This is a genomic window from Micromonospora sp. NPDC053740 (assembly GCF_040677775.1).
GTDB lineage: Bacteria > Actinomycetota > Actinomycetes > Mycobacteriales > Micromonosporaceae > Micromonospora > Micromonospora alfalfae.
This window is the reverse complement of record NZ_JBFASO010000015.1, coordinates 47,613-61,012: the sequence shown is the minus strand read 5'-3', so window position 1 is coordinate 61,012 and position 13,400 is coordinate 47,613. Positions and strand designations below refer to the sequence as shown.

General features: G+C 70.3%; 10 protein-coding genes. 8 read left to right on the top strand and 2 right to left on the bottom strand.

From position 1 onward, the window contains the following. Nucleotides 1–2: 2 nt before the first annotated feature. The 5 genes from AB0K35_RS31585 (at nt 3) to ispG (ending at nt 4,701) form a co-directional block, all read left to right on the top strand. On the top strand, nt 3–575 hold the full coding sequence (locus AB0K35_RS31585) for a hypothetical protein (protein WP_238671717.1): 573 nt from the start codon (nt 3–5) through the stop codon (nt 573–575). Between the two features lie 84 nt (nt 576–659). After that, nucleotides 660–968, top strand: a complete 309-nt coding sequence (locus tag AB0K35_RS31580) for a hypothetical protein (RefSeq protein ID WP_363890046.1) — start codon at nt 660–662, stop codon at nt 966–968. 89 nt (nt 969–1,057) lie between these two features. Beyond that, on the top strand, nt 1,058–2,269 hold the full coding sequence (dxr, locus tag AB0K35_RS31575) for a 1-deoxy-D-xylulose-5-phosphate reductoisomerase (RefSeq protein WP_363890044.1): 1,212 nt from the start codon (nt 1,058–1,060) through the stop codon (nt 2,267–2,269). Continuing rightward, nucleotides 2,269–3,519 (top strand): site-2 protease family protein, encoded by a 1,251-nt coding sequence (locus AB0K35_RS31570; RefSeq protein ID WP_363890041.1) that lies wholly within the window; start codon nt 2,269–2,271, stop codon nt 3,517–3,519. Before dxr ends, AB0K35_RS31570 begins: the two co-directional genes overlap by 1 nt. Nucleotides 3,520–3,528: 9 nt before the next feature. After that, nucleotides 3,529–4,701, top strand: coding sequence for a flavodoxin-dependent (E)-4-hydroxy-3-methylbut-2-enyl-diphosphate synthase (ispG, locus tag AB0K35_RS31565; RefSeq protein WP_112588507.1), 1,173 nt, complete (start codon nt 3,529–3,531; stop codon nt 4,699–4,701). A gap of 158 nt (nt 4,702–4,859) precedes the next feature. Here the strand turns inward: ispG and AB0K35_RS31560 are convergent, their stop codons facing one another. Further along, on the bottom strand, nt 4,860–5,453 hold the full coding sequence (locus AB0K35_RS31560) for a PadR family transcriptional regulator (RefSeq protein ID WP_238671721.1): 594 nt from the start codon (nt 5,451–5,453) through the stop codon (nt 4,860–4,862). A 113-nt stretch (nt 5,454–5,566) separates the two neighbouring features. Between AB0K35_RS31560 and AB0K35_RS31555 the strand changes: the two genes are divergently transcribed. Both AB0K35_RS31555 and AB0K35_RS31550 read left to right on the top strand, forming a co-directional pair. Further along, nucleotides 5,567–6,820 (top strand): MFS transporter, encoded by a 1,254-nt coding sequence (locus AB0K35_RS31555; protein WP_238671722.1) that lies wholly within the window; start codon nt 5,567–5,569, stop codon nt 6,818–6,820. A gap of 5 nt (nt 6,821–6,825) precedes the next feature. Next, nucleotides 6,826–7,665, top strand: coding sequence for a DUF4081 domain-containing GNAT family N-acetyltransferase (locus AB0K35_RS31550; RefSeq protein ID WP_196921561.1), 840 nt, complete (start codon nt 6,826–6,828; stop codon nt 7,663–7,665). 372 nt (nt 7,666–8,037) lie between these two features. Here AB0K35_RS31550 and AB0K35_RS31545 read toward each other — a convergent pair whose 3' ends face one another. Beyond that, entirely contained in the window at nt 8,038–8,604 is a 567-nt protein-coding gene (locus tag AB0K35_RS31545; RefSeq protein ID WP_363890037.1) for a hypothetical protein, read from the bottom strand. A 1,120-nt stretch (nt 8,605–9,724) separates the two neighbouring features. On the opposite strand from AB0K35_RS31545, the gene AB0K35_RS31540 reads away from it, so the two are divergent. After that, the gene (locus AB0K35_RS31540) at nt 9,725–13,354 is read left to right on the top strand and encodes an ABC transporter ATP-binding protein (RefSeq protein WP_363890034.1); all 3,630 of its coding nucleotides are present in this window, start codon (nt 9,725–9,727) and stop codon (nt 13,352–13,354) included. The last annotated feature ends 46 nt before the right edge of the window (nt 13,355–13,400 follow it).

Genomic DNA, 13,400 nt, shown 5'->3' with positions numbered 1-13,400 from the left:
TCGTGAGGGATGCTATGTCTATACCTAACGAAGAGCTCCTTGTTTCTGTGGCGGCTGCTACAAGGGTCACATCTCTGCTTCCCATTTTTCTTGAGCGTTTGGACAGGCCATTCGCCACTGACACCCTTGACCCTAAGCAAGGGGTGGAATTGAGATGGCGCGAGTTGACAGGGTTTGCGCAGTCCGATGCACTAGAAATGCACCTGAAGGACAGTTTCCAGCTGTTCACCGAACGCATTCGAGCGTCGAGTCGCCCCGGGTTTCAGGCAGCAGCGGCGGCCATCGATGTAATTTCAACCCTCCTTGATCGATCGGTTGACGATGTCGAACGGTGTTGCACGATTGCCGGCCAGGCGTTGCGGATTGCAATGGAGATGGATCGAGCCTCTGCGCCTTTGCCTGATTCCCAACAATCTTGGGCCGCATTTGAGCTCCGCGCTCAAGCGCATGTCTTTGATCTTGTGGCAGGGTCGACCGCAGGCTTCAGCCCTCAATTCATTGACAACGTGCGAGAGGAGGCTGGAATGCAGTCCATGTTTTACCGCAATGGCATGAAGGCTCTTGGAATCCGCTGAAATCTGCCGATGGTGGCGATCCTTGGGCCATGGACAGGAAAGCTGGCCAGACTGTCGATTAGCGGGTCTCACGGCGCAAGTCACGTGATCGACAGGCTTCGCGAGTACGCCGCGGTCGGGGTGCCGTTCTTTCTCCGGGTCGTTCTGCGTAACCGCGTGCCGACCATGGCCCTGTTCGAGCTGTCCGACGGCGAGTACCGGCCGTTGGCCGCCGCTGCGGCGGGGAGCACCTTCGCGATGCGGGAGCCCTTCGAGTTCTCCATCGACCCGGCCGACTTGCTGGACGAGAGGAGTCGGGCGAGGAGGGCTGAGTCACCCCTTGATCGACACGAGGTCGGCGAGGTGGGGGTATCGGGGAGCGGTGTTACCGCCAGATCGGCGATGTGGTGTTGATCAAGGGCGGAAGCGAGGGCGGGCGGCAGCGGCGGGGGTGGGCTGAGGCTCCCAGCGGGCGTGCGGCGGGGGTGGGGGAGAATGGGCCTGTGACTTCCCCCCGCGACCTTGTTCTGCTCGGGTCCACTGGCTCGATCGGCACGCAGGCCATCGACATCGTCCGGCGCAACCCGGACCGGTTCCGGGTGGTCGCCGTGGGTGCCGGCGGCGGAAATGTCGAGCTGCTCGCCACCCAGGCCCTGGAGTTGGGCGTCGAGGCGGTCGGGGTGGCCAAGGCGTCCGCCGCGCAGGACCTGCAACTCGCGTTCTACGCCGAGGCGAGCCGGCGCGGGTGGGCCACCGGCGACTTCAAGCTTCCCAAGATCGTGGCCGGCCCGGACGCCATGACCGAGCTGGCCCAGTGGCCGTGCGACGTGGTGCTCAACGGGGTGGTCGGCTCGCTGGGCCTCGCTCCTACGCTGGCCGCGCTGCGCGGTGGTCGTACCCTCGCGCTTGCCAACAAGGAGTCGCTGGTGGCCGGCGGCCCGCTGGTCAAGGCCGCTGTGACGCGGCCGGGGCAGATCGTGCCGGTCGACTCGGAGCATTCGGCGCTGGCCCAGTGTCTGCGCTCCGGTTCGCGCGGCGAGGTGCGGCGGCTGATCGTCACGGCCAGCGGCGGCCCGTTCCGGGGTCGGCGGCGCGACGAGTTGATGCAGGTCACACCCGAGCAGGCGCTCGCGCACCCGACCTGGAACATGGGGCCGGTCGTCACGATCAACTCGGCGACCATGGTCAACAAGGCGCTTGAGGTGATCGAGGCGCACGAGCTGTTCGACGTGCCCTACGCCGACATCGCCGTGATGGTGCACCCGCAGTCGGTGATCCACTCGATGGTCGAGTTCGTCGACGGGTCGACGATCGCCCAGGCCAGCCCACCGGACATGCGGCTGCCGATCGCGCTCGGCATCGGCTGGCCCGACCGGGTGCCCGAGGCCGCCACCGCCGTCGACTGGACGGCCGCGCACACCTGGGAGTTCGCGCCGCTCGACGACGAGGCGTTCCCGGCCGTCGCCCTCGCGAAGGCTTCCGGGGAGACCGGGCGCTGCCGGCCGGCGATCTACAACGCGGCGAACGAGGAGTGCGTGGCCGCGTTCGTGGCGGGCCGACTGCCGTTCCTCGGCATCGTCGACACCCTCGAACGCGTGTTGGAGGAGGCTCCGGACTTCGACGAACCAGGTACCGTCGAGGACGTGCTCGCGGCCGAGTCGTGGGCACGCGCGCACGCGCAGGAGATCATCGCGGGTTCGGTGGAAGGAGCTTGATGTCGTACCTGCTCGGGGTGGTCCTCTTCGCCCTGGCCATTCTCATCTCGGTGAGCTTGCACGAGGCGGGGCACCTGCTGACCGCCAAGGCGTTCGGGATGAAGGTCACCAAGTACTTCGTCGGTTTCGGCCCCACCATCTGGTCGTTCAAGCGGGGTGAGACGGAGTACGGCCTCAAGGGCATTCCGCTCGGCGGCTTCTGCAAGATCGTCGGGATGACGCCGCAGGACGACGACGTCGAGCCGGGCGACGAGTCGCGCGTGATGTGGCGCTACCCGGTCTGGAAGCGGACGATCGTGATGGCCGCCGGGTCGATCACGCACTTCGCGCTGGCCCTGGTCACGATCTGGATCCTCGCCGTCTCCGCCGGCCTGCCCAACCCCGACTTCCCGACCACCGACGCGCAGGCCCGCCAGGAGCCCGCCGTCATCCGGCTCAGTGAGTGCGTGGTGCCGGAAAACTCGCTGCGAGCATGCACGCCCGCCGACGCGGCCAGCCCGGCCGCCCAGGCGCAGTTGAAGAACGGCGACCGGATCACCTCGGTCAACGGCGCCCAGATCAACTCCTACGGTGACCTGCTCACCACGCTGCGCGGGCTCAAGCCGGGCGACACCGCGCAGATCGCGTACGTCCGCGACGGGCAGCCGGGCACCACCAGCACCGTGCTCGCGCAGACCCAGCGTCCGCCGCTGAACGACCCCAACGGTGCCGCCGCGCCGGTGGCCGCGCTCGGCGTCGGGCTCGTCCCCAGCACGCCCACCCGCGTGACGTACGGCCCGGTCGGCGCCTTCGGCGCCACCGCCGACTTCACCGGCGACCTGGCTGTCGGCACCGCCCAGGCGCTCCAGCGCCTCCCGCAGAAGGTCCCTGCCCTGTGGACCGCCCTCACCGGCGGCGAGCGGGACGTCGACACCCCGATCAGCGTGGTCGGCGCCAGCCGACTCGGCGGGGAAGCGGTGGAGAACAACGCCTGGCTGGTCTTCTTCATGCTCTTCGTGTCGCTGAACTTCTTCATCGGCGTGTTCAACCTGCTGCCGCTGCTCCCGGTGGACGGCGGCCACATCGCCATCGCCTGGTTCGAACGGGCCCGCTCCTGGGTCTACGCGCGGATCGGCCGGACCGACCCCGGTCGGGTGGACTACCTCAAACTGATGCCCTTCACGTACGTGGTGATCCTGATCGGTGGCGCGTTCACGCTGCTGACCATCGCTGCGGACGTCGTCAACCCCATCACGCTCTTCTCAAGGTGAGTGCCTGAAGTGACAGCTATCAGTCTCGGTATGCCCGCCGTGCCGCCCCCGCCGCTCGCTCCCCGTCGGGCCAGCCGCCAGATCATGGTCGGTTCGGTTCCGGTCGGTGGTGGTGCGCCGGTCTCCGTGCAGTCGATGACCACGACCCTCACCTCCGACATCAACGCGACCCTTCAGCAGATCGCCGAGCTGACCGCGTCCGGCTGCCAGATCGTCCGGGTGGCGGTGCCGTCCCAGGACGACGTCGAGGCGCTGCCCGCGATCGCCAAGAAGTCGCAGATCCCGGTGATCGCCGACATCCACTTCCAGCCCAAGTACGTCTTCGCCGCGATCGACGCCGGCTGCGCTGCGGTCCGGGTCAACCCGGGCAACATCCGGCAGTTCGACGACAAGGTCAAGGAGATCGCCCGCGCCGCGGGGGCGGCGGGGGTGCCGATCCGGATCGGCGTCAACGCCGGGTCGCTGGACAAGCGCCTGCTGAGCAAGTACGGCAAGGCCACAGCCGAAGCGCTTGTCGAGTCGGCGCTGTGGGAGTGCTCGCTCTTCGAGGAGCACGGCTTCCGCGACATCAAGATCTCGGTCAAGCACAACGACCCGGTCGTGATGATCCGGGCGTACCGGCAGCTCGCCGAGCAGTGCGACTACCCGCTGCACCTCGGCGTCACCGAGGCCGGCCCGGCGTTCCAGGGCACCATCAAGTCGGCGGTCGCCTTCGGCGCGCTGCTGGCCGAGGGGATCGGCGACACGATCCGGGTGTCGCTGTCCGCCCCGCCGGTCGAAGAGATCAAGGTCGGCAACCAGATCCTGGAGTCCCTCGGTCTGCGCGAGCGGGGCCTGGAGATCGTCTCGTGCCCGTCGTGCGGCCGGGCCCAGGTGGACGTCTACAAGCTCGCCGAGGAGGTCACCGCCGGCCTGGAAGGGCTGCCGGTGCCGCTGCGGGTCGCCGTCATGGGCTGCGTGGTGAACGGTCCGGGCGAGGCCCGGGAAGCCGACCTCGGCGTCGCCTCCGGCAACGGCAAGGGCCAGATCTTCGTCAAGGGGCAGGTCGTCAAGACGGTGCCCGAGGCGCAGATCGTGGAGACGCTGATCGAGGAGGCGCTGCGGATCGCCGACGAGATGGGCGCCGAGCTCCCCGAGGAGCTGCGCGGGCTGGTCACCGGCCCGACCGTCACCGTGCACTGATTTTCCATCTGGAAGAGCGGCCGTTCCCCGCGCTGGGGAACGGCCGCTCTGCGTCTGTGACGCTGGCGCGTTGTAGTGCGGTGCTGGCGTGCGTAGTGGTGCCGTGTTGGCGTGCGTTGTGGTGCGGTGCTGGCGTGCGTTGTGGTGCGGTGTTGGCGTCACTCGGATTCGGCGAGGATCGCGTACAGCTTGCGTCGGGTCTCGTCGAGCACCTGGGCGGCCCGCTCGCGCTGGTCGTCGGTGCCGTGCATCATCACCTGGCGCAGGGCGTTCATCGCCTGCGCGCCGGAGTCGCGGATGTCGTGCCAGCTGCTCACCGTGCCCTGGGCGACGTCCGCCCACGGCGGGGTCTGCGCGGCCTCGGCGGCCTCGGCCTGGCCGGCCTCGCTGACAGTGAAGCGCTTTCGCCCCCCACCGGACTCCTCGGTGCTGGCGACGATCACACCCTCGTCCTCGAGTAGCTGAAGCGTGGGGTAGATCGAACCCGGGCTCGGCCGCCACGCACCGCCGGTGCGGGAGTCGATCTCCTGGATCATCTCGTAGCCGTGCATCGGCCGCTCGGTGAGCAGAGCCAGTACGGAGGCTCGGACGTTGGGGCGTCGGCCCCGACCCCGGCCGCGGCCTCGCCCGCCCCAGGGGCCGCCGGATCCGTGCTCGGGGCCATGACCGTGCGGACCGGGCGGGATCGGTGGGAAGCCGAACCCCCGCATCCTCGCCTCGTGCATCGGGTGGTGCTGTCGGTGGAACCTCATCGGGCTCTCCCTTTCGTAGGACTATCGCTGATGCATCAACGATATATCGGCAATGCATCGCCGACAACCCTGCATTTCCCAAACCGTACGTACGTCTTGTTAGGGTGTCGACCATGCGCCTACTTCCCCCACCGGGCCCGGCCCGGGTCCTCACCCTCGGCACCCTGGTCAAGACCGCTGGGCGGAGCCTCTGGCTCGTGGCAAGCGCGCTCTTCCTCACCCGATCGGTCGGCCTGTCGGCGACCCAGGTGGGCATCGGCCTGACCATCTCGGCGCTGGTCGGTGTGCTGGCCAGCACACCGGGCGGCTACCTAGCCGACCGCATCGGCCCACGCGGGGTGCAGGTCGGCGCACTGTTCGCCGGCGGCACGTCGACCATCGGCCTGATCGCCGTCCGGTCGTTCCCCACATTCGTGCTGGTGGGAGCCGCTACGGCGCTCGCCGCTGCAATCGAGCGGGGCGCCCGAGGCGCGCTGATCGCCGGAGCCATCCCGGCCGACCAGCGGGTCCGCACCCGCGCCTACCTGCGGGCCACCACCAACGTCGGGATCTCCGTCGGCGCCGTCCTCGGCGGGTTCGCCATCGCCGCCGACACCCGAACCGGGTACGTCGCGCTGATCCTGACCGCGGCGGCGGCGTCACTGGCCGCGGCGGTGGTCTTCCTCCGACTGCCCGCCGTCGCCCCGGTCGCCGCCCCGGCGCACGGGCCTCGGCTGATTGCCCTACGCGACCGCCCGTTTCTCGCCTTCACCCTGGTCGACGGGCTGATGTCGATGCACTTCAGCCTGCTCACCCTCGCCCTGCCGCTGTGGATCGCCGGGCATACCCGGGCACCCATCTGGATGATCTCCGTGTTGACGCTGGTCAACACCGTGCTGGTGGTGCTCCTTCAGGTACGAGCCACGCGGAGCGCCGCCACCGTGCCCGGAGCCGCCCGCGCCGCCCGTCGAGCGGGCGTGGCCATCGCCCTGGCCTGCGTACTCTTCGCCGCCAGCGGCGCGCTGCCCACCGCCGGCGCGGTGGGCCTCCTCGGCCTCGGGGCAGTCGCGCACGTGACCGGGGAGCTGTGGCACTCCGCCGCAGGCTGGGGGATCTCCTTCGGGCTCGCACCGGCGGACGCCCAAGGGCAGTACCAGGGGGCGTACGGCATGGGCTACGAACTGGGCAAGATGCTCGCACCGGTGGTGGTCACCACCCTCGCGCTCGGCTGGGGCGTACCCGGCTGGCTTGTGCTCGGCGCCCTGTTTCTCCTGCTCGGAGCCCTGGTGCCCCCGGTCGTCCGATGGGCCGGGCGGACCCGGCCCGGCGGAGACGGTGCCGGCCTTGTCACTCGACCGGCGAAGCAGGGTGCCGATCTGGCAGGCTGATAGTCGTGCTGACGGTGCCGGTACGCCAACTGGGGGAATCGGAGCGCCGCGCGGTCGAGCGACTGCTCGACCATGACCCGTTCGCGGGCGCGCAGGTCGCCGAGCGAATCGCCGCGCGTGGGCTCTCCTGGTGGCGGGCCGAAGGCAGAATCCTGGGGTACGGGGCCCGCCGCAACCTCGAATCACTCTGCTGGCTCGGCGGCAACCTGACCCCGGTGCTGGCGAGCGACGCCGCAGTGGCTGCCTTCGCCGACCTGCTCGCGGGCGAGGAACGGCTCTGCTCCTCCATCGTCGGCCGGGCCGATGCCGTACTCGGGCTGTGGGACCGCCTCTCCGACACCTGGGGGCCAGCGCGAGACGTCCGCCCCAATCAGCCGCTGCTGGTCACCGACACGCTGCCACCCGTACCAGCCGATCCGGAGGTACGCCAGGTGCGCTCCGGCGAGGTCGACCGGCTCTTCCCGGCGGCGGTGGCCATGTACACCGAAGAGGTCGGCGTCTCCCCGCTGGCCGAGGACGGCGGACGCAGCTACCGGCGGCGGGTCAACGACCTGGTCCGGACAGGTCGCGCGTACGCCCGCATCATCGACGGCAAAGTTGTGTTCAAAGCCGAGCTGGCCGTGGTGACCAAACGGACGGCGCAGATCCAGGGCGTCTGGGTAGCACCAGAATGGCGGGGCCGCGGCATCGCCACCGCCGCCATGGCAGCCGTGGTCCGCGACGCGCTGCTGCGGGTCGCCCCCACCGTCAGCCTGTACGTCAACGATTTCAACCTGCCGGCCCGCCGCGTCTACGAGCGCTGCGGCTTCCAACCGATTGGCACCCTGGCCACCGTCCTCTTCTGACCGCTGCGGGTTGGCTGCGGGCGGTCCGCGTTACCGACGCGCACCAGCCTGGTGCCACAAGGCGGCCTGTCCCTTCAGATCTTGGACACTTTCCGTTAGCGCAGGACGGAAAGTGTCCAAGATCTGTGAACGAGTGCCGCATGGTGACGCCATCCGCCTCCGCCCTGGGTCCCTGCGCCGCGACATTCCCCAGCGGGGCCGGCTGTTGATGGTTGGCAGTTGGTGGTCGGCGTATCGGTGGTTGGTGGTCGGCCTCGCGGGTCCGACGGTCCGGCGGTCGGACGCAACGGAAAGGCCGCTGGCCGGCACCCCGGGGTTGCGGGTGCCGGCCAGCGGTCGGTGTCCTGCGGTCTTACCGTGCGGTGCTGGTGGTCAGCTGTTCCAGTGCTGGCCAACGAGGTCGGTGGCCTGCTGCTCCCACTGGGCGTAGGCGTCCGGGTAGGCCGACACCTGGACGGTCTGCGCGGCGTCGGTCAGGGGCATGTCCTGCCACCCGTCGACCTGCTTCAAACCCTTGAGGAACGCGGTCGTGGAGTACTCAGGGTTGGTGATCTGCTCCGGGGTGCCCCAACCCGAGCTCGGGCGCTGCTGGAACAGGCCCAGCGAGTCGTGGTCGTTCATGTCGCCGAGGTGGCCCAGGTTCTCCAGCTTCGACTCCTGCAGGCTCGTCGCGATCGAGATCACCGCAGCCCGCTCCGGCAGACCCGCCTTCTTCGTCGCGGCGATAATCGCCTTCACATTCGCGGTCTGCTCATCGTTGAGGCCGATGTGCGACTGGTCGCCCTGCGGCTTCGGCGCCGCCGACTGCACCGCTACGGCGGCGGGCTTGGCGTCCACGGCCGGGGTGGCGGCGTGGGCGGCGATCGGGCCGGCGAAGACACCACCGGCGAAGGCGAGACCAGCAACGGACAGCATGCTCTTACGGAAGATCGTGTTCATGAGGGGTAGCTCCTTCGGGGGTAGGACACCCCGACCACCAAGGGGGGCGGCGGCGGGGTGTGAGCACCTCGTCCGGCGCTGCACAAACAAAGGGAGAAAGTCTTTGGGGGGTGACGCCCATCAGGGCGTCGGGGTCGGCGACCTGCGAGCGGGGGGCTCGTGGCGCCGGGACCCTGTGTAACGACCGGGGGGCCGGGGGTCATTCCGGGTTGGCCCACCCGTCGGCACCCTCATCGAGGCGGTGCCAGGTGGTCGGTCGTGGGGACTGCAACGACCCGGGGGGCCGGGACCATTCCCGAATGGCTCACCTGCCGGCACCCTCATCGTGGCGGTGCCCGTCGGTCGTTCGTGGGGACTGCAACGACCGGAGGGGGTCTGGCATTTCCGACCTCCGCGACCAGCCCTCAGGGGTCCGGGTGGCGGGTCGGTGGTACTGCGATCGTCAGGGTATGTAACGACCTCGGCCCCGCCATGATTCCGGCCCATGAGTGCGCCCGGCCACACCCCAGAAACCCCAGCCAACGGACAAACCACCCAGACAGCACCGGCTGAGCGGCGTCGATTCGCCGCTCACCCGGGTGATCCACTCGGATTCACCGAAGTTGGGGTGTCCCGGACGGGCGGACACCGCGAGTTCATGAAACCCGAGTCGATCACGAATTGGTCGGGCCGCACGGACCGCGCAAACCGGACAAGAAGGCCAGCGTCGGTGGGTTTCGGTGGCAAGCCTGCGGCGTGGCACGCACCGGTTCGGGCTAGAGCGCCCCTGACCCGAGAATCGCTGGCGCGGTGCCCGGTTTGGTCTATCAAGTGGGTGGCGCGAGGGTGGCCGCTGGCTCTGATCCGAGAATCGCGGGCGCGGCATACCGATTTGGTTGATCGAGTGGGTGGCGCGAGGGTGGCCGCCGGGGCGCCGGCTCTGACTCAAGAACCGCTGGCGCGGTGCCGCACGTCTAGCTGATCAACGGGTGGCGCGACGGTGGGTACGGCATCGAGAACGGTGGCCGCCGGGTCCGCTTCAACGGACGGAGTCCCTGCTCACGGCGGGAAAATCGGTTGAGGTGACGGGGTGGTGCCGGCAGGCTGAGGTCTCCGCCACCCACGTCCCGGAGGACTTTCCATGCGCCTGCTCCGTGATCTGTGGGGTACTTCGACCCGTCGTGTGACGATCGTGGCCGTCCTCATCGTGCTGGGCGCCGCGGGGCAGGCGGGCGCGTCGGCGCTGGCCGGTGCGGTGCTGGTGCATCGTTCGGCTGGCTTCTTCGCCGTACTGGCCGCGGCCCTGGTTGCCGTTGTCCTCAGCGACCTCGCGGTGAGTCTGCTGATGGCCGGCCTGACCGCCGACTGGTCAGCGGACGTGCGTCGCCGACTCTGCCGCGTCGCTCTCGGGCAGGACCTGCCCACCCTGGAGACCACTCCGGTGGGCGAGTTGCTGGACCGCATCGACGGGGACGTCTATCAGGTGGCGTCGGCAATTCGTAACCAGGGCACCCGGCTCGCCCAGGGCCTCTGCGTCGGTCTGTTGTCGATGGTCGTGGCGGTGTTCGTGTGGTGGCCGGCGGGGATCGCGATGCTGCTGCTCACTGTGGTGCTCGCGGTCGGCCTGCGCCGGCCCACGGCGCGGATCGGCCCGGCCCGGATGGCCGAGGAGGAGGCGTGGTCCGACCTGGCCGCCGTGATGGAGGAGGCGGTGCACGGCCAGGACGACGTACGCACCAGTCTGGCGCGGCCGTACGTGCTGCGGTTGTACGCGCGGCGGGCCTCCGCCGTGCTGTCCCGTGGCCTGGTGGTCTGGGTGCTGTCCGCCCGGGTGGCGACGGTGGCCACCGCGACGATCCGGGCGGGCATCGGCGCTGTGGTGCTCGGCGGTGCCTGGGCGTTGGCCACCGGCCGGATCGACGCCGCCCGGCTCACCGCCATCTGGTTGCTCGCCCTGGCCTTCGGGGCGACCGCTGAACACGTCAGCCGGATGGTGCCGGAGATCCAGGAGGCGCTCGGCGCGTGGGCGCGGGTGCAGTTGCTCTACAAGGCCCGGCAGGAGCCGGTTGGCGGGGCCAGCCCGAGCGAGGGTGACCTGCGCATTCGGGACTTGACATTCGCGTACGGGGAGAGTGGCCGGGGGGCCGCGCTGCGCGGGCTCAGCCTCACCTTCGCGCGCGGTCGTTCGTACGCGCTGATCGGGCGGACCGGTTCGGGCAAGTCGACCCTGGCGAAGGTGCTCACCCGCGCGGTCGACGTGCCGCCGGGCACTGTCTTCCTTGGCGGCACCGACCTGTGCGACCTCGACGTCGAGCAGTTGCGCCGCTGGGTGGCGTTGGTGCCGCAGCGCACCGAGATCCTGGCCGGCACTCTCGCCGAGAACGTGGCGCTCTTCGACAGGGAGTTGCTCGACGCGGCGGCTCGGGCCCTCGACGAGTTGGGCCTGGCCGGCTGGATCGCCGAGCTGCCGGACGGGTTGACGACCCGGTTGGGGGAGGGCGGGCACGTTCTGTCCGCCGGCCAGGAGCAGTTGGTGGCGTTCGCCCGGATCCTGGTCCGGGAGCCGCACGTGGTGATCCTCGACGAGGCCACCGCGCGGCTGGACCCGGTCACCGAGGCGCGGGTGCAGCGGGCCACCGAACGCCTGCTGCGTGACCGGATCGGCATCGTCATCGCGCACCGACTCTCCTCGGTGCGCCGCTGCGACGAGGTGGTCGTCCTGGCCGACGGCGCGGTGGTCGAGGCCGGTCCGCTGGAGACGTCGACCCGCTTCGCCGAACTCCTGGCGACCAGCCACGCCGCCGCGTACGCCACTGTGGCGCCGGCCGGTCGTGCCGGCGTCGGCACCGACCTGCTGGTCGGCCCCGGCCCGGCCGACGCCTGGCCGAGCGAGCCGCCGCCGGCCCGGATCGAGCCGGTCGGACCGACGGAGCGGACCACAGCGGTCGGGCCGGCGGAGCGGACCACAGCGGTCGGGCCGGCGGAGCAGGTCACAACGGTCGGGCCGGCGGAGCGGGCCACAACGGTCGGGCCGGCGGAGCAGGTCACAACGGTCGGGCCGACCCGGGCCGACCCGCCGCCGCTGCCGCCGGTGCCGCCGGCCCGGACGCTGCGGGAGATCTTCCGACTCTGTACCAACGATCCCCGGTACGGTGCGGCGGCGATCGTGCTGTTCCTCGGTCTCAGCCTGCTCGGGCTGGACGGCCCGGTGCTGCCCTGGCTCTGGGCGGACCTGGTCGACGGGACCGGTAACCCGTACCTGCCGGCGGTGGGGATCGTCGCCGGGTTGCTGATCACCCTGCCGTTGCCGTTCTACACCCACGTCTGGTTCCCGCAGTGGTGGGTGCGGCAGATGCTGCGGATCGGCCTTCGCCTGGTGCACGGCCAGACCGGGCCGCGCCGGGTCAGCTCGCACACCCCCGCTGAGGTGGTGGCGCAGGGTGGGGACACCGAGCGGGTGGTCCAACTCGCCGACAACGTGCTGGACCAGACGGTCGCGCTGGTGCTCGTGGTCGCCATGACGGCGGTCACCGGAAGCGTCGTACCCGGGCTGTTCTTCCTCGGCACGATGGTCGTCTCCGGGCTGGCCGCGACGTTGTTCGGGCCGAAGCTGGAGCGTGCGGCCCGGGCGACGGTGGCGGCGCGGGCCTCCTTCGCCACGGCGCTGGTCTCCGCTCTCTCCGCGGCGCGCACGGTGAAGCTCGCCGGCGCTACCACTGCGGTGCTGCGCCACCTGGCGAGCCTGGACGTGCTGCGTAGCGACAGGCAGCGGCGGGAGATCTCGGTGCAGGTGTGGGCGCGCTCCACACCGTCGATGGCCAGTGGGTTGTTGCCGATCGGCGCGTGGGCGCTCTACCTGAACGGCTCGCTCTCCGCCGGGGCGGTGCTGGTGGCCGTGTCCACCCTGGGCGCGGCCCGCTGGTTCGCCTGGACGACGGCGTCGTTGATCTCGCAGCTGCCCTCGGCGCGGGTCTGGACCCGGCGCACGGCGGCGATGGCCGGGGTGAGCGCGTACTCCGCTGGGGTGCCGGAGGTCGACCTGACCGCCGGGACGGCGCCCGCGCCGACCATGCCGCCCCGGCATCCGCTGCGCCGGCTGGAGCTGCGCCGCTTCGGGGTGGTGCACTCCGACGGCACTGTGGCCGTCCGGGACGTGGACCTGACCGTGCAGCGCGGGCAGTTGGTGCTTGTCGTCGGGCCGGTGGGGTCGGGCAAGTCCTCGTTGCTGCGCGGGCTGGCCGGCATTGTGCACCACACCGGCGAGCTGGCCTGGAACGGTGATCCGGTCACCGAGCCGGAGTTGTTCCTGCGCCCCAACCAGGTCGGCTACGTCGGTCAGTTGCCCCGGGTGCTCTCCGGCACGGTTGCCGACAACATCGCCCTCGGGCACCAGGTGGATGCGGCGGGGGCGGTCAGCACAGCCCAGCTCGACCACGATCTGGCTGCCGCCGGTGGTGGGCTGGGCCTGCTCATCGGGCACAAGGGCACCCGGCTCTCCGGCGGGCAGTTGCAGCGGTTGGCGCTGGCCCGGGCGCTGGCCCCGCGTACCGAACTGCTTGTCGCCGACGACGTGTCGTCGGCGCTGGACGTCACCACCGAGCTGGCGCTGTGGCAGGCGTTGCGGGGCCACGGGGTGACGGTTGTCGGCTCGACAGCGAAACGCGCCGCGTTGGTCCGGGCCGACCACGTGGTGGTGCTGCTCGGCGGCACGGTGGCCGCCCAGGGCACCTGGCAGGACCTGGAGGGCGACTGGTCACACCTGGCCGGTTGACCGACGGTCGGGCGGCCGCTCACGCGGCGGCCGCCCGACCGGTGGG

Bases quoted from the DNA above. Each gene is read 5' to 3' on its own strand.
- AB0K35_RS31545 (WP_363890037.1), bottom strand. From the start codon at position 8,604: ATGAACACGATCTTCCGTAAGAGCATGCTGTCCGTTGCTGGTCTCGCC.
- AB0K35_RS31560 (WP_238671721.1), bottom strand. From the start codon at position 5,453: ATGAGGTTCCACCGACAGCACCACCCGATGCACGAGGCGAGGATGCGG.
- AB0K35_RS31555 (WP_238671722.1), top strand. From the start codon at position 5,567: ATGCGCCTACTTCCCCCACCGGGCCCGGCCCGGGTCCTCACCCTCGGC.
- AB0K35_RS31540 (WP_363890034.1), top strand. From the start codon at position 9,725: ATGCGCCTGCTCCGTGATCTGTGGGGTACTTCGACCCGTCGTGTGACG.
- AB0K35_RS31570 (WP_363890041.1), top strand. From the start codon at position 2,269: ATGTCGTACCTGCTCGGGGTGGTCCTCTTCGCCCTGGCCATTCTCATC.